Consider the following 16,532-nt stretch of genomic DNA (forward strand, 5'->3'; position numbering starts at 1 on the left):
TGACCCGACCACGAAAAGCAATTTAGTCACAAACATTACCCAGTAACGCTATTCTCATGGGGTGCCGAACTCCGACTCCGTACTCAGTGACACGCTCAGCCAGGAACGCGCCCACCACGACACCTGCCGGACGGCGCTGCGCGCCATGGCCGAAGGCGCCCAGGAACAGGTCGTCGTCGGGGAACACGCATCCGCCTCCGGCGCCGATGCCGAAGTGCTCGGCCGCCAACTGCGCGGCCGGGCCAAGGAGTTCCGGGAGCTGCCCGGGGGCCCGCTGTTCTTCGGGCGCCTCGACTTCGCCCGGGACCCGGCGGCGGGCGACCACGCCGGGCAGACGTACCACATCGGGCGCATGCGCATCGCCCCCGATCCGTCCGCACCGCCGCTGGTGATCGACTGGCGCGCACCGGTCGCCCGCGCCTTCTACCAGGCGAGCGCCCGTGACCCGCACGGTCTCGCCGTACGGCGCCGCTTCGGCTGGTCGGCGGCCGGGCGCGGCGGCACCCCCGACCTGACCGGCCTGGAGGACGAGCACCTGGGCAGGGGCGAGGCGCGGGAGAGCGGCATCCTCGCCGGGGAGATCGAGCGTCCCCGTATCGGCCCCATGCGCGACATCGCCGCCACCATCCAGCCCGAGCAGGACGAGCTGGTCCGTGCGGACGTCACCACGTCCCTCTGCGTCCAGGGCGCCCCGGGCACGGGCAAGACCGCCGTCGGGCTGCACCGCGCCGCCTACCTCCTCTACACCTGTCCGCAGCGCGTCCAGCGCGGCGGCATGCTGATCCTCGGCCCCAACCGCGCCTTCCTCTCCTACATCTCCGAAGTCCTGCCCGCGCTCGGTGAGACGGGCGTGCGGCAGTCGACGCTCGACGAGGAGATCGCCCGCCACCCGGTCGGGGCCGAGGACAGCGACGCCGCGGCGGCCCTCAAGCACGACATCCGCATGGCCGGGGTCCTGCGCCGCGCGCTCTACGCACATGTGCGCGCCGACCGCGTACGGCCTCTGGCCCTGCCGGACGGCTCGTACCGCTGGCGGGTGTCCGCCGACGAGGTGGAGCGGATCGTCCGGGACGTACGGGCCGAGGAGCCGCCGTACGCCGTGGGGCGCGAACGGGTGCGCACCCGTATCGTCCGCTCCGTCCAGCAGCAGGCCGAGCGCCGGGCCGGACCCCGTACCCCCGCCTGGGTGCGGAAGGTCTCCCGGGCCCGCCCGCTCACCGCCCTGCTCGACGCCCTCTGGCCCACCGTGCGGCCCGAGCGGATCCTCGCCGGGCTGCTCACCGACCCGGACACCCTGGCAGCGGCGGCCGACGGTGTCCTGGAACCGGACGAGCAGAAGGCCCTCCTGCGGCCCGGGCCGCCGCGCTCCGCCCGGTCGGCCCGCTGGTCGGCGGCCGATCTGGTGCTGCTCGACGAGCTCGCGGGGCTCATCGAGCGGCCCGTCAGCTACGGGCACGTCGTGGTCGACGAGGCGCAGGACCTGTCGCCCATGCAGTGCCGCGCCATCGCCCGCCGCTCCCCCTCCGGCTCCCTCACCGTCCTCGGGGACCTGGCCCAGGGCACGACGCCGTGGGCCGCCCGCGACTGGGCGCGGTTCCTGGCCCACCTGGGCAAGCCGGACGCCGTCACCACCCCGCTCACCGCGGGGCTCCGCGTCCCGGGCGCCGTCGCCGAACTCGCCAACCGCCTTCTGGACCACCTCGATGTCGACGTACCGCCCGCCCGCTCCCTGCGCCGCGACGGCGAGGCGAGGATCGAGGCGACGCGCGACACGGCGGCGGCGACCGTCGCGGCCGTGCGTACGGCGCTGGAACGCGCGGGCTCCATCGGCGTGATCGCGGCCGACTCCGAGACGCGCGGGCTCCACGACGCCCTGGATGCGGCCGGTGTCCAGGCGTCGGGCCCCGACACCCTCGGGGCGCGCGTCACCGTGGTGCCGGCCTCGGCCGCCAAGGGACTGGAGTACGACCAGGTGGTCGTGGTCGAGCCCGCGGCCATCGTCGACGCCGAACCCCGGGGCCTCAACCGCCTCTACGTGGCGCTCACCCGGACCGTCTCCCACCTCCGTATCGTCCACTCCAGGCCCTTGCCGTCCGCGCTCGGGCTCCGGGGCACGCAGTGCCGTGCGGCCGGTGACCCGAGCACCTGACCCCCGAGGCCGCCGGGGGCCTCGCGGGCGGGAGCGGCGCCGCGCGAGCCGACGGATCACTTCGGACGCTCAACGATCTTTTGGTCCAGACCTCTTGACGATTGGTCTAGGCCTTCTTAGGGTCGCGGAGACACTGCGGGGGTACCGAAGAGACACCGCGTACCCAAGGCCACGCAGGGTCGTCGGGCCAGGGACCCACCCCTGCCCTCCGGACGTCACCCGAGGAGCCCCCCTTGAGCACCGAACCACGATGGCGCCGTATCAGATCGCCGCGGAACGCCGGCCCGAACAAGCGCTCCAAGGCTCTCGCGGGCGCCACCGCGCTGGTCCTCCCGCTGGCCGCCATGGTCGGCCTCGCCTCGCCCGCCGAAGCCGCCACCTCGGCCACCGCCAGCTACGCCAAGGCCTCCGACTGGGGCTCCGGCTTCGAGGGCAGGTGGACGGTGAAGAACACCGGCACCACCACGCTCTCCTCCTGGACCGTCGAGTGGGACTTCCCCGCGAACACCAAGGTGAACTCCGCCTGGGACGCGACCGTCACCAACTCCGCGAACCGCTGGACCGCGAAGAACGTCGGCTGGAACGGCACCCTCGCCCCCGGCGCGTCCGTCTCCTTCGGGTTCAACGGCTCCGGCTCCGGCGCGCCCTCCGGCTGCAAGCTCAACGGCAACCCCTGCGACGGCTCCACCCCCGGTGACAACGCCCCCTCCGCCCCGGGCAAGCCCACCGCGAGCGACATCACCGACACCTCGGTGAAGCTCTCCTGGGCGCCCGCCACGGACGACAACGGCATCAAGAACTACGACGTCAAGCGCGACGGCGCCACCGTCGCGACCGTCACCGGCACCACGTACACCAACACCGGTCTGACCGCGGGGACCAACTACAGCTACACCGTGGTCGCCCGTGACACCGCCGACCAGACCGGCCCGGCCTCGGCCGCCACGACGGTCCGCACCACCGGCGGCGACGGCGAGACCCCGGGCGGGGGCAAGATCAACCTGGGTTACTTCACCAACTGGGGCTCCTACACGGTGAAGAACCTCGTGACCTCCGGCTCCGCCGAGAAGATCACGCACATCAACTACGCCTTCGGCAACGTGCAGAACGGCAAGTGCACGATCGGCGACGCGTACGAGGACTACGAGAAGACCTACACCGCCGCCAACTCGGTCGACGGTGTCGCCGACACCTGGGACCAGCCGCTGCGGGGTCACTTCAACCAGCTGCGCAAGCTGAAGGCGGAGTACCCGCACATCAAGATCCTCTGGTCCTTCGGCGGCTGGACCTGGTCCGGCGGCTTCGGCCAGGCCGTCCAGAACCCCGCCGCCTTCGCGAAGTCCTGTCACGACCTGGTGGAGGACCCGCGCTGGGCCGATGTCTTCGACGGCATCGACCTGGACTGGGAGTACCCCAACGCCTGCGGTCTGACCTGTGACAACAGCGGCCCGGCCGCGATCAAGAACATGATGCAGGCCATGCGCGCCGAGTTCGGCCCGGACAACCTGCTCACCGCGGCCATCACCGCCGACGGCTCCAACGGCGGCAAGCTCGACGCGGCCGACTACGGCGGCGCGGCGCAGTACATCGACTGGTACGACGTGATGACGTACGACTACTTCGGCTCCTGGTCCGCGCAGGGCCCGACCGCCCCGCACTCCCCGCTGACCGCGTACCCCGGTATCCCGGCGCAGGGCTTCAACTCGGCCGACGCGATCGCCAAGCTGAGGGCCAAGGGCGTCCCGGCCGAGAAGCTGCTCCTCGGCATCGGCTTCTACGGCCGCGGCTGGACCGGCGTCACCCAGTCCGCCCCCGGCGGCAGCGCCACCGGCCCGGCGGCCGGCATCGAGCCCGGCAACCAGTACTACAAGGTCCTGAAGACCACCTGCCCGGCCACCGGCACCATCGGCGGCACGGCGTACGCCCACTGCGGCAACAACTGGTGGAGCTACGACACCCCGGCCACCATCGGCACCAAGATGGCGTGGGCCAAGGAACAGGGCCTGGGTGGCGCGTTCTTCTGGGAGTTCAACGGTGACACCACCGACGGCGAACTCGTGAAGGCCATCAGCAACGGCCTGAAGTAATCTCCCGTACGGCCCCGAGCCCGCCCTCCCCCGCCCGGGGGAGGGCGGGCCTCTTTTCCGGTTTTCCGGTTTTCCGGTTCTCCGGTTCCCGGCGGGCGCGGCCCGTCAGGCCAGCCGGTCCCGCAGCTGCCGCTTGAGGATCTTCCCGCTGGCATTGCGCGGGAGCCCGTCCACGAACACGACCCGTTTGGGCGCCTTGAAGTGGGCGAGCCTCTCGCGGGCGTGGTCGATCAGTTCGGTGCCGGTCGCCTCGCCGCGCAGGACGACGACGGCGGTGACGGCCTCGATCCAGCGTTCGTCGGGCAGGCCGATCACCGCTGCCTCGGCGACGGCGGGGTGGGTGTAGAGGGCGTCCTCCACCTGACGGGAGGCGACCAGGACCCCGCCGGAGTTGATGACGTCCTTCACCCGGTCGACGACGGTGAAGTAGCCCTCGGTGTCGCGGACCGCGAGGTCTCCGGAGCGGAACCAGCCGTCGCGGAAGGCCTCCGCGCTCTCCTCGGGCTTGTCCCAGTAGCCGGTGCACAGTTGCGGTGAGCGGTAGACGACCTCGCCCGGAGTGCCGTCCGGGACCTCGCGACCCTCCTCGTCGACGACCCGGGCCTCCACGAAGAGGACCGGGCGGCCGCAGGACTCCAGCCGGCCCTCGTGCTCGTCGGGGCCGAGGACGGTGGCGAGCGGGCCGATCTCGCTCTGGCCGAAGCAGTTGTAGAAGGCCAGCTCCGGCAGGCGGGCGCGCAGCCGTTCCAGGACGGGTACGGGCATGACCGACGCCCCGTAGTACGCCTTGCGCAGCCCGGTGAGGTCGCGGGTGGCGAAATCGGGGTGGTTGGAGAGGCCGATCCAGACGGTGGGCGGGGCGAACAGGCTGTCGGCCAGCCCCGCTTCGACCAGGTCGAGGATCCGCCCGGCGTCCGGCCCGTCCAGGATGGTGTTCTCCGCGCCGACCGCCAGGTACGGCAGCAGGAAGACGTGCATCTGGGCGGAGTGGTAGAGCGGCAGCGAGTGGACGGGCCGGTCGCCGGGGGCCAGGCCGAGGGCGGTGATCGCGCTGACGTACTCGTGGACCAGGGCCCCGTGGGTCATCATCGCGCCCTTGGGGAGGGCCGTGGTCCCGGAGGTGTAGAGCAGTTGCACGAGGTCGTCGGCGCCGGGCGCGTGCTCCGGGGTGAAGGGCCGCTCGGTGGCCAGGGCGTCGAGGAGCGATCCCGGCGCGTCGCGCAGTGCCCGTACGGGACGGCCTGCGGGAATCCGCCCGGCGAGGTCCGGGTCGGTGAGGACGAGGGCGGAGCCGGACTGGTCCAGGAGGTAGGCCAGGTCCTCCCCGGTGAGGTTCTGGTTGACGGGGACATGGACGAGCCCGGCCCGGGCGCAGGCGAGGAAGGCGATCAGGTAGACGTCGGAGTTGTGGGCGTACGAGGCCACCCGGTCGCCGGGGCGCAGCGCGTGCTCCCCCGTCAGAACGGCGGCGGCGGTGGAGACCGCGGCTTCCAGGGAGCGGTAGGTCCAGGCCCGTTCCCCGTACCGTACGGCGGTCCCTTCCGGGGTGCGGCGGGCGCTGCGGGTGAGGACACCGTCGACGGTACTGCTGCGTACACCGGTCATGGCGTGATCCTGTGCGGCCGGGCCCGGCGGGTCAAGGGGCTGTCGTGGAGTGTCGAACGGCTGGATACCGATCAACCGGTTGACAGGGGCGGGGCGTCCTGACTGAGTGACGCGTGGCTGTCCGCGGAAGCGGGCAACCACCCCGGCCGTCCGCCTTGTTGGGAGGAACACCCTTGACCTTCCGTAACCGCCTGAGACTGTTCGCGGTCTCCGGACTCGCCCTGTTCACCGTGTCGGCGTCGCTGCCGCCGGCCGCCGCCTCCGGAGCGCCGGAGACCCGACATCCGGCGGGCGGCGGGCTGTCCGCCACCGTCCGGTACACCGAGTACGGCATTCCGCACATCGTGGCGAAGGACTACGCGAACCTGGGCTTCGGCACCGGCTGGGCGCAGGCCGCCGACCAGGTGTGCACCCTGGCGGACGGGTTCGTCACGGTGCGCGGGGAGCGGTCGAAGTTCTTCGGCCCGGACGCGGCCCCGGACGGTTCGCTCTCCTCCTCCAGGAACAACCTCTCCAGCGATCTGTACTTCCGGGGCGTCCGGGACAGCGGCACCGTGGAGAAGCTGCTGAAGGTGCCCGCTCCGGCGGGTCCGAGCCGGGCCGCCAAGGAGGCGATGCGCGGGTTCGCCGCCGGGTACAACGCCTGGATCGCGCAGAACCGCACCACCGACCCCGCCTGCCGGGGCGCCTCCTGGGTGCGGCCGGTCACCGCGCTGGACGTGGCCACGCACGGCTTCGCCCTGTCGGTGCTCGGCGGCCAGGGGCGCGCCATCGACAGCATCACGGCCGCCCGGCCGCCGACGGTCGCACCGCCCCCCGCCGGGATCACCCCGGAGAAGGCGGCAGCGGCGGCCGAGCGGCTGCTGTCGCCGCAGAACTCGGACAAGGGCTCCAACGCGGTCGCCTTCCAGGGGTCCACGACGGCGAACGGGCGCGGGCTGCTCCTCGGCAATCCGCACTACCCGTGGGACGGCGGCCGCCGGTTCTGGCAGTCGCAGCAGACGATCCCCGGTGAGCTGAACGTGGCAGGCGGTTCGCTGCTGGGCTCGGCGACGGTCTCGATCGGGCACAACGCGGATGTGGCGTGGAGCCACACGGTCTCGACCGGCGTCCCGATGAACCTGCATCAGCTGACGCTGGATCCGGCCGATCCCACGGTCTATCTGGTGGACGGGAAGCCGCACCGGATGACGCAGCGCACGGTCACCGTTCCGGTGAAGGGCGCCGACCCGGTGACCCGGACCCAGTGGTGGACCCGGTACGGCCCGGTGGTCACCTCGCTCGGTGCGGAACTGCCGCTGCCCTGGACGGCGACCACCGCGTACGCGCTGAACGACCCGAACGCCGGCAACCTGCGCGCCGCCGACACCGCGCTCGGCTTCAGCAAGGCCCGCTCCACCGCCGGGATCGAGCGGTCGCTCCGGCGGACCCAGGGGCTGCCCTGGGTCAACACGATCGCCGCCGACCGATCGGGGAACACGTACTTCTCCCAGTCGCAGGTGGTGCCGAGGATCACCGACGAGCTGGCCGCCCGCTGCTCGACCCCGCTGGGCCGGGCCACCTACCCGACCGCCGGGCTCGCGGTGCTGGACGGATCGACGCAGGCGTGCGCGCTCGGGAGCGACCGGGACGCGCTCCAGCCGGGGATCTTCGGGCCGGGCCGGATGCCCACGCTCAAGAACACCCCGTACGTCGAGAACTCCAACGACAGCGCCTGGCTGACCAACGCCGACCGGCCGCTGACCGGCTATGAGCGGGTCTTCGGCACGATCGCCACCCAGCGGTCGATCCGGACCCGGGGTGCGATCGAGGATGTCGCGGCGATGGCGGAGCGGGGGAAGCTGCGCGTCGGGGACCTGGAGGGCCAGCAGTTCGCGAACCGGGCGCCGACCGGGGATCTGGTCGCGGCCGATGTGGCGAAGTGGTGCGCGGCGCTGCCCGGCGGGACGGCCGTGGGCAGTGGCGGGTCGGCGGTCGACGTGTCGGCGGCCTGCCCGGTGGTGCGGCGGTGGGACCGGAGCGTGGACAGCGACAGCAGGGGCGCGCTGCTCTTCGACCGGTTCTGGCGCAAGGCCTCGGCGGTGCCCGCCGCCGAGCTGTGGCAGGTGCCGTTCGACCCAGCCGATCCGGTACGTACTCCGCGTGGCCTGAACACCGCCGCCCCCGGGCTGGGCAGGGCCCTGGCCGACACCGTGACGGAGCTGCGGGCGGCGGGCATCGCCCTGGACGCTCCGCTGGGCAAGCACCAGTTCGTCGTACGGAACGGGAAGCGCATCCCGGTCAACGGCGGCACGGAGTCGCTCGGCATCTGGAACAAGATCGAACCGGTGTGGAACCCGGCGGCCGGGGGCTACACCGAGGTGGCGAGCGGTTCCAGCTACATCCAGGCCGTCGGCTGGGACGGCAGCCGGTGCCCGGTGGCCCGGACGCTGCTCTCGTACTCCCAGTCGTCGAACCCGAACTCGCCGCACTACAGCGACCAGACGCGGCTGTACGCGGGTGAGCGCTGGGTGACGTCCCGGTTCTGCGAGAAGGACATCGCCCGCTCGCCGCACCTGCGGGTGGTGCGGGTGCACGAGCGGCGCTGACCGGTTGATGGGCCCGGTTCCGTGAGAGGTGCGATGCCTCTCACGGAACCGGGCTTCCTACAGGGGCCGTTCGTGGCCTTCCCAGTACGGTTCGCGCAGTCGCCGTTTGTAGAGCTTGCCGTTGGGGTCGCGGGGCATCGCGGCGATGAAGTCGATGGAGCGGGGCCGTTTGTAGCCGGCGAGCCGCTGCTCGCAGTGGGCGAGGAGTCCGGCGGCGAGCGCGTCCCCCGCCTCGTACCCCTCGGCCGGTTCGACGACGGCCTTGACCTCTTCGCCCCGGTCGGCGTGCGGGATGCCGAAGGCGGCGGCGTCCGCGACGGCGGGGTGGGTGAGCAGGGCGGACTCGATCTCGGCGGGGTAGATGTTCACGCCACCCGAGATGATCATGTCGATCTTGCGGTCGCGGAGGAAGAGATAGCCGTCCGCGTCCAGGACACCGAGGTCGCCGACGGTGAAGAAGTCACCGATGCGGTTCTTGCGGGTCTTCGTCTCGTCCTTGTGGTAGCTGAAGCCGCCGGTGCTCATCTTCATGTAGACCGTGCCCAGTTGACCGGCCGTCAGCCGGTTTCCGTCGTCGTCGAAGACGGCGAGCTCGCTGATCGGCCAGGCCTTGCCGACGGTTCCGGGCTTCTTCAGCCACTCCTCGGCGGTGGCGAACGCGCCGCCGCCCTCGCTGGCCGCGTAGTACTCCTCGACGCAGCTCCCCCACCAGTCGATCATGGCGCGTTTTACGTGGTCGGGGCAGGGGGCGGCCCCGTGGATGGCGTGGCGCATGGAGGAGACGTCGTAGCGGGCCTTCACCTCGTCGGGCAGCGCGAGGAGCCGGTGGAACTGCGTGGGAACCATGTGCGTGTGGGTGCAGCGGTGGGCGTCGATGAGCCGCAGCATCTCCTCGGGCGCCCAGCCGTCCATCAGGACGAGCGGGTGGCCGATGTGGAGAGCGGCGCTCGCGAACTGGAGCACTGCTGTGTGGTAGAGCGGTGAGCAGACCAGGTGGACGTTGCCGTCGAACGGCCGGATGCCGAAGATGCCGAGGAAGCCGCCGAGGTACGTCTCCTCCGGGAGCCTGCCGGACAGGGGGCGGCGGATGCCGCGCGGGCGGCCGGTGGTGCCCGAGGTGTAGTTCATGACCCAGCCGAGGGTTCGGTGCTCCGGAGGGGTGGCGGGGTGGCCGTCGAGCAGCTCGGCGTAGGGGCGGCAGCCGGGGGCGGTGCCGACGGCGTAGCGGTGGCTCTCCGGGAGCCCGGCCTCATCGGCGGCGGTGGTCGCGGCGGCCGCGAAGCGTTCGTGGGTGATCAGCACGCGCGTGCCGGAGTCGGCGACGATCCAGGCGATCTCGGGGCCGACCAGGTGGTGGTTGACCGGCACCAGGTAGAAACCGGCCTGGGAGGCGGCGAGGTGGGCGGTGAGGAGTTCGGTGCCGTTGGGCAGGACGACGGCGAACGCGTCCCCCTCGCGCAGGCCCGCCGCGCGCAGCCCGTGGACCATGCGGTTGGCGTCGGCGTGCAGCCGCCCCGCGCTCCACTCCTCGCCGCCGGGCGCGACGAGGACGGTCCGGTCGGGGTCGGCGGCGGCCTGGGCCCAGAAGCCGTTGGGCGGCTGGTTCACACGGTCTGGCTGGTTCACCTGGTCCGGCTGGTTCATGTGGCGCTCCTTCCGGCGATGCGGTGGAGGCGGGTGACGGCCCGTTCGAAGCCACGCGTCAGGTCGTCGACGACCGCCTGCACACTCCGTTCGCTGGTCATCCGGCCCACGATCTGCCCGACGGGGGTGCCGAGCAGCTCCCCGACCTCGTACTTCTGGATCCGGGAGACGGCTTCCGCGACCAGCAGGCCCTGGAGCGGCATGGGCAGGGTGCCGGGTCCGGCCGGGTCGTCCCAGGCGTCCGTCCATGCGGTACGGAGCTGACGTGCGGGTTTCCCGGTGAGGGCGCGGGAGCGGACGGTGTCGCCGGAGCCTGCGGCGAGGAGTTTGCGGGTGAGGGCCGCCGAGTGCAGGTCGGCCTCCTCGGTGGTGAGCCAGAGGGAGCCGAGCCAGACGCCCTGGGCGCCGAGGGCGAGCCCGGCGGCGGCCTGCTCACCGCTGCCGATGCCTCCGGCGGCCAGTACGGGCAGCGGGGCGACGGCCTCGACGACTTCGGGGACCAGCACCATGGAGCCGATCTCGCCGGTGTGGCCGCCCGCCTCGTACCCCTGGGCGACGACGACGTCGATGCCCGCCGCCGCGTGCCGGCGGGCGTGTTCGGCGCTCCCGGCGAGGGCGGCGACGAGGACCCCGTGGGCGTGGGCGCGCTCGATGACGTCGGCGGGCGGGGAGCCGAGGGCGTTGGCGAGGAGCTTGATCGGATAGCCGAAGGCCACATCGAGCTGGTTGCGGGCGACCTCCTCCATCCAGCCGGTGATGCGCCAGCCGGACGTCTCCCCCTCGGCGAGCTCGGGCACGCCGTAGCGGGTCAGGAGCTCCTGGACGAACCCCCGGTGTCCGGCCGGGATCATCGCCTCGACGTCCGCCTCCGTGACCCCTTCGACCTTCTTGGCGGGCATCACGACATCGAGGCCGTACGGCTTTCCGTCGGCGAGCTTGTCCAGCCGGTCGAGGTCGCGGGCCAGCTCCTGCGGATCGGTGTAGCGGACCGCCCCGAGCACCCCGAACCCGCCGGCTCTGCTGATGGCCGCGGCGACGGCGGGGAACGGCGTGAAGCCGAAGATGGCGTGCTCGATGCCCAGTTCTCTGCTCAGCTCCGTCTCCATGGGCGGCAGGATGCCGCAGCCGGACAACCGAGGGAAGAGATTTTCTGATGCGGTGTCAGATTCTTTGCGGGGCCGGGGGCGTACGGGGCGGCGGAGGTGACAGTAACCTCTGCGGCGGCAGGAACTTTCACTGCTCGGCGGTATTTCGGAAGTTACTTTCACACCGGGGCCTTCGTACGGGGATCGGCCCGTGGTCCGCTCCGGTTACGGGAAGGGGTTGCGGATGACCGGGTACGCGGCGGAGAACGGGGACACGGCAGCAGGCGGGCCCCCGCGAGCCACCACCAGGAGCGGCATCGGCCGCCGGAGGCTGGGCGGCGGGATACTGGCGCTGGGCGGCGCGCTCGCCCTCGCGCCGATCCCCCTGGCGGGGGCGGCGGAACGGGGTGCACCGGGCGCAGGCCGCCCGGTGGCGACGGACGCGGGAGCGAACATGGCATCAGGGGCGCACCGGCCCACACTGCGGCGGGGCAGCGCGGCCCGCGCCGGGCTGCTCCAGGGGCCGCTGGACCAACTGGTGCGGGAGGCGGAGGCCTACCTCACCGACTCGCCGAAGCACCCCTGGTACGCGGGCGCGGTGCTGCTCGCCGGGCGGGGCGGCACGGTGGCGCTGCACCGGCCGATCGGCAAGGCGGTGCGCTATGCGGCGTACGACGAGACGACGGACACCGGGGTGGAGTTCCCGGCGGAGAGGCAGATCCCGATGGCCGAGGACACCGTCTTCGACCTGGCCTCGATCTCCAAGCTGTTCACCTCGATCCTGGCGGTGCAGCAGATCGAGCGCGGCACGCTGGAGCTGGAGGCCGCCGTGGCCTCGTATCTTCCGGACTTCGCGGGCGGCGGCAAGCAGGACATCACGGTCCGTCAGCTGCTGACCCACACCTCCGGCTTCCGGTCCTGGATCCCGCTCTACGAGGAGCCGACGCGGGAGGGGAAGCTCCGGAGGCTCTGGAACGAGGTCCCGGCGTCCACCCCGGGCAGCACCTATCTCTACTCCGACCTGAACCTGATCTCGCTGCAACTGATCCTGGAACGGATCACCGGTCACCCTCTGGATGCCCTGCTCCGCGACGAGATCACTGCTCCACTCGGGATGCACCGCACGCGCTACAACCCGCCCGCCTCCTGGAAGCCGAAGATCGCGGCCACGGAGGACGCGCGGCTGCCGTGGTCCGGGCTGGAACGCGGGCTGGTCTGGGGCGAGGTGCACGACGAGAACGCCTACAGCTTCGACGGGGTGGCCGGGCACGCCGGGGTCTTCTCCTGCGCCTGGGACCTGGCCGTCCTCGCCCGTACGCTGCTCAACGGCGGCGTCTACGGACGCGCCCGCATCCTCTCCGAGGACTCGGTCGACCTGCTCTTCACGGACTTCAACACCGCGTTCCCGGGCGACGAGCACGGCCTCGGCTTCGAGCTCTACCAGCACTGGTACATGGGGGCGATGGCCACCCCGCGCACGGCGGGCCACACCGGGTTCACCGGGACCAGCCTGGTGCTCGACCCGTCGACCGACACGTTTCTGATCGTGCTGGGCAACTCGGTCCATCCCGTACGGAGCTGGCGCTCGGGCAGCGCGCCCCGGGTGGCGACCGCCAACCAGCTGGCCCGGGCCGTCCCGGTCCGGCCGGAACGGGGGCGGACGGCCTGGTTCTCCGGGATGGCGAGCGCGTCCACCGCCACCCTGACCCTGCCCGAACTGCGCCTGGGCTCCGTGCGCTCCCGGCTGGAGTGCGCCCTGTGGTGGGACACCGAACCCTGCTCCGACCGGCTGGTGCTGGAGGTGCTGGAGGCGTCGGCGGGGCAGGAGTGGCGGCCGGTGCCGTTCACCACCGTCGGCCCGGGCCCCGGCCACCACCGCCCGGAGCCGCGCCCGCACCCGGAGGGGTGGGTCTCCGGCTGGTCGGGGCGGGTGTGGCACCGGGTGGAGGCGGACCTGTCGGCCTGGCGGCGGACGAGCGTCCGGCTGCGGTGGCGCTACACCACGGACCAGCTGTACGTGGGGCGCGGCGCGTACGTGGCCGCGCTGAGGGTGCGGGACGGCGGCGTCACGGTCTTCGACTCCGCCCGGCCCCGGGACGCGGGGCGGATCGGGGCGGCGGGCTGGGTGCTGTCGGCCGACTGAGCGGCGGGGCGGGCGGCGCCGCGCGTGGTGGGCCGCCGCCCGCCGGGCGCTGCCGTCACAATGGCGTCGCGCCCGGAGCGGAACGATGTCACCACGGGTTCATCCGGGGGCCGTTGGATGGTACGGGCCGCGCGCAGCCGCTCGGCGCACCCGTTCCCCGTGGCCGATCCCAGGAGGCACACCCCATGAGCAGTGTCCGGCGCACCGCCCCCTCCGCCCGGGTGCTCTCCCGGTGACCGGCGGCCGGTTCCCCGTACCGGCGAGACGGGGTCTGCTGTACGCGGCGGCGGCCGGGGCCGGGGCGGCCCTCACCGCCCCGGCCGCACGCGCGGCCACGCGGTCCGCACCCAGCCGCGCACCCTCGGCCACCCCCTGGACCACCTCCTGGGCCACCGCGCAGACCGCCCCCACGACGGCCGACCCGGTCGCGTACGCCGGTCTCACCGACGGGCTGAGCACCACGCGGCTGCGGCTGTCGGCGGGCGGGCAGGTCAGACTCCGGTACGCGCACGCCTTCGGGGCCGCTCCGGTGCTGGTGGGTCCGGTGACCGCCGACGGGCGGCCGGTCACCTTCGCCGGTCAGCGGCAGGAGTGGCTGGCGGCGGGCGCGTCCCTCACCAGCGACCCGGTGGAGGGTCTCCAGGTGCCGGACGGGGCCCTGCTGACCGTGGAGACACGTCTGCCCGGCCCCACGGGCCCGCTCTCCTTCCACCGCAACACCCACGCCTGGCACACCGTCGACGGCGTCCGCACCCGGTCCGTCCTCCTGCTGGCCGGGGTCGAGACGACCGGGGCGCGCGGGCCGGTCCTCGCCGTGCTGGGCGACTCCATCGCGGAGGGCACCGGCACACCGGACGACGCCGACCTCCGCTGGCCCGACCAGCTGGCCCGCAGGCTGCCGGGCTCCGCCGTCGCCAACCTGGGCATCAGCGGCAACCGGCTGCTGCTCGACAACGACCGCTCCGGCGTGAGCGGCCAGGCCCGCTTCGACCGGGACGTCCTCTCGCTGCCGGGGCTGCGGACGGTCCTGATCCACCTGGGCGTCAACGACCTCCACCACGTGCCCGTCGAGCGCGACCCGTCGCGGATGGTGGCCGCGTACCGCCAACTGGCCCTGCGCGCCCGCTCCGCCGGGCTGCGGGTGATGGGTGCCACCATCGCCCCGTTCGAGGGGTGGACGCGCTGGACACCGGAGCAGGACGCGGTACGCCGACAGGTCAACGAGGCCGTGCGCGGCGGCGGGATCTTCGATGCCGTCGCCGACTTCGACGCCGCGCTCCGCGACCCGGACCGCCCCTCCCGGCTGCTGCCGGCGTACGACAGCGGCGACGGCCTGCACCCGGGGCCCGCAGGCCACACCGCCATCGCGGCCGCAGTCGAACGCCGGCACCTGCGGTAGTGCCTAACCCAGGGCCGCCATCGCCGCGTTGTGGCCGGGCACCCCGCTGACCCCGCCGCCGCGCACCGCGCCCGCCCCGCAGAGCAGGACGTTGGCGTGGGCGGTCTCCACGCCCCACCGGCCGGTCGCCTCGCTCGCGTACGGGAAGGAGAGGTCGCGGTGGAAGATGTGGCCGCCGGGCAGACGCAGATCGCGTTCGAGGTCGAGCGGGGTCTTGGCCTCGATACAGGGTTCGCCGTTCTCGTCGAGGGCCAGGCAGTCGGTGATCGGCTCCTCCAGATGGGCGTCCAGCTCGGCCAGGGTGGCCTTGAGCAGGGCGGCTCGGGCGGCGTCGTTGTCGGCGGTGAAGAGCCGGGCGGGGGCGTGCAGGCCGAAGAGGGTGAGGGTCTGGTAGCCGCGCGCGGCGAGGTCGGGGCCGAGGATCGAGGGGTCGGTCAGCGAGTGGCAGTAGATCTCGGACGGCGGGGCGGCGGGCAGCCGTCCGGCCGCTGCCTCCCGGTAGGCGTCGGCCAACTGCCCGTACCCCTCGGCGATGTGGAACGTACCGGCGAACGCCTGCCGGGGGTCGACGGACCGGTCCCGCAGCTTCGGGAGCCGGGTGAGCAGCATGTTCACCTTGAGCTGGGCGCCCTCGGCGGGCTCCGGCGGGGTCTCGCCGAGGAGGGCGGCGAGCGCCTGCGGGGACGCGTTGACCAGCACGCGGCGGGCGGCGACGACGTGTTCGCCCTCGGGTGTGCGGACGGTGACCTCGGCGTGGGTGCCGTCGGTCTCGATCCGGGTCGCCTCGTGCCGTACGCGGATCTCGGCGCCCGCCGTACGGGCAGCACGGGCGAGGGCGTCGGTGAGGGCGCCCATGCCGCCGACGGGGACGTCCCAGTCGCCGGTTCCGCCGCCGATCACGTGGTAGAGGAAGCACCGGTTCTGGAGCAGTGAGGTGTCGTGGGCGTCGGCGAAGGTGCCGATCAGGGCGTCGGTCAGCACCACGCCCCGTACGAGGTCGTCGGTGAAGTTCCGCTCGACGACGACCCCGATGGGCTCCTCGAACAGCGTCCGCCAGGCTTCCGCGTCGTCGATCCGGGCGCGCAGGGCGTCCCGGTCGGGGAGCGGTTCGGTGAGGGTGGGGAAGACCCGTTCGGCGACGCGCTGTGTCATGGCGTAGAAGCGCTGCCAGGCCGCGTACTCCCGCTCGCCGCCCGTGAGCGCGGCGAACGACTCGCGGGTGCGGTCGCCGCCGACGAGGAGTCCGGTGGGGCGTCCGTCGCGCAGGGCCGGGGTGTACGAGGACACGGTCCGCTTGCGTACGGCGAAGTCGAGGCCGAGGTCGCGGACGATCTTCTGCGGCAGCAGGGAGACCAGATAGGAGTAGCGCGAGAGACGGGCGTCGACCCCGGCGAAGGGGCGGGTGGAGATCGCCGCTCCCCCGGTGGTGTCCAGGCGCTCCAGGACGAGGACGGACTGTCCGGCGCGGGCGAGATAGGCGGCGGCGACCAGGCCGTTGTGGCCGCCGCCGACGATCACGGCGTCGTAGCGGTCCCGGGCGGGCGCGCCGGGCACCCGTGCGGAGAGCTCCCGGGGTGCGGAGGAGTGCTGAGGTGCGGAGGACCGGGGTGCGGACGGCTCAGGTGCGGGCATGCACCTTCGTAACATGCGGGGCTCCGTCCCGGCCAGAGGTCCCGGGCCGGTTTCAGCAGGTCGCGCGCCTGCTCGGGCCGCCGGTCGGAGGCGGTGGGGCTGGTGCGCGTGCCCGGTGCGCGCCCGATGCGTGCCTGGTGCGCGTGCCCGGTACGCGCGCCCGGGCTGGCCGGAGACGCAGGGGCCCGGCCCGACAACAT

9 protein-coding genes are annotated in these 16,532 nt (G+C 72.9%); 5 read left to right on the forward strand and 4 right to left on the reverse strand.

Features of this window, described 5'->3' with window-relative positions:
* Positions 1 to 61: 61 nt before the first annotated feature.
* Both ACFW9Z_RS23525 and ACFW9Z_RS23530 read left to right on the forward strand, forming a co-directional pair.
* On the forward strand, positions 62 to 2,149 hold the full coding sequence (locus ACFW9Z_RS23525; protein WP_384644079.1) for a HelD family protein: 2,088 nt from the start codon (positions 62 to 64) through the stop codon (positions 2,147 to 2,149).
* 233 nt (positions 2,150 to 2,382) lie between these two features.
* The gene (locus ACFW9Z_RS23530; RefSeq protein ID WP_384644081.1) at positions 2,383 to 4,236 is read left to right on the forward strand and encodes a glycosyl hydrolase family 18 protein; all 1,854 of its coding nucleotides are present in this window, start codon (positions 2,383 to 2,385) and stop codon (positions 4,234 to 4,236) included.
* Between the two features lie 105 nt (positions 4,237 to 4,341).
* Here ACFW9Z_RS23530 and ACFW9Z_RS23535 read toward each other — a convergent pair whose 3' ends face one another.
* The gene (locus ACFW9Z_RS23535; RefSeq protein WP_384644083.1) at positions 4,342 to 5,841 is read right to left on the reverse strand and encodes an acyl-CoA synthetase; all 1,500 of its coding nucleotides are present in this window, start codon (positions 5,839 to 5,841) and stop codon (positions 4,342 to 4,344) included.
* Between the two features lie 173 nt (positions 5,842 to 6,014).
* On the opposite strand from ACFW9Z_RS23535, the gene ACFW9Z_RS23540 reads away from it, so the two are divergent.
* Positions 6,015 to 8,429, forward strand: a complete 2,415-nt coding sequence (locus tag ACFW9Z_RS23540) for an acylase (RefSeq protein ID WP_384644085.1) — start codon at positions 6,015 to 6,017, stop codon at positions 8,427 to 8,429.
* A 57-nt stretch (positions 8,430 to 8,486) separates the two neighbouring features.
* Here the strand turns inward: ACFW9Z_RS23540 and ACFW9Z_RS23545 are convergent, their stop codons facing one another.
* Positions 8,487 to 10,037: an acyl-CoA synthetase gene (locus ACFW9Z_RS23545; protein ID WP_384644149.1), complete on the reverse strand. Its 1,551-nt coding sequence runs from the start codon at positions 10,035 to 10,037 to the stop codon at positions 8,487 to 8,489.
* A gap of 32 nt (positions 10,038 to 10,069) precedes the next feature.
* On the reverse strand, positions 10,070 to 11,179 hold the full coding sequence (locus tag ACFW9Z_RS23550; RefSeq protein WP_384644086.1) for an NAD(P)H-dependent flavin oxidoreductase: 1,110 nt from the start codon (positions 11,177 to 11,179) through the stop codon (positions 10,070 to 10,072).
* A gap of 223 nt (positions 11,180 to 11,402) precedes the next feature.
* Between ACFW9Z_RS23550 and ACFW9Z_RS23555 the strand changes: the two genes are divergently transcribed.
* Both ACFW9Z_RS23555 and ACFW9Z_RS23560 read left to right on the forward strand, forming a co-directional pair.
* Entirely contained in the window at positions 11,403 to 13,301 is a 1,899-nt protein-coding gene (locus ACFW9Z_RS23555) for a serine hydrolase (RefSeq protein ID WP_384644088.1), read from the forward strand.
* Positions 13,302 to 13,533: 232 nt separating this feature from the next.
* A complete protein-coding gene (locus ACFW9Z_RS23560; protein WP_384644090.1) occupies positions 13,534 to 14,700 on the forward strand; it encodes an SGNH/GDSL hydrolase family protein in 1,167 nt (388 codons plus the stop codon).
* Positions 14,701 to 14,703: 3 nt separating this feature from the next.
* Here the strand turns inward: ACFW9Z_RS23560 and ACFW9Z_RS23565 are convergent, their stop codons facing one another.
* On the reverse strand, positions 14,704 to 16,332 hold the full coding sequence (locus tag ACFW9Z_RS23565) for a phytoene desaturase family protein (RefSeq protein WP_384644091.1): 1,629 nt from the start codon (positions 16,330 to 16,332) through the stop codon (positions 14,704 to 14,706).
* Between the last annotated feature and the right edge of the window lie 200 nt (positions 16,333 to 16,532).

Source organism: Streptomyces sp. NPDC059452 (assembly GCF_042750035.1).
Taxonomy (GTDB): domain Bacteria; phylum Actinomycetota; class Actinomycetes; order Streptomycetales; family Streptomycetaceae; genus Streptomyces.

Excerpts from the sequence above, each read along its gene's own strand:
- ACFW9Z_RS23535 (WP_384644083.1), bottom strand. The coding sequence starts at position 5,841 with ATGACCGGTGTACGCAGCAGTACCGTCGACGGTGTCCTCACCCGCAGC.
- ACFW9Z_RS23550 (WP_384644086.1), bottom strand. The coding sequence starts at position 11,179 with ATGGAGACGGAGCTGAGCAGAGAACTGGGCATCGAGCACGCCATCTTC.
- ACFW9Z_RS23555 (WP_384644088.1), top strand. The coding sequence starts at position 11,403 with ATGACCGGGTACGCGGCGGAGAACGGGGACACGGCAGCAGGCGGGCCC.
- ACFW9Z_RS23565 (WP_384644091.1), bottom strand. The coding sequence starts at position 16,332 with ATGCCCGCACCTGAGCCGTCCGCACCCCGGTCCTCCGCACCTCAGCAC.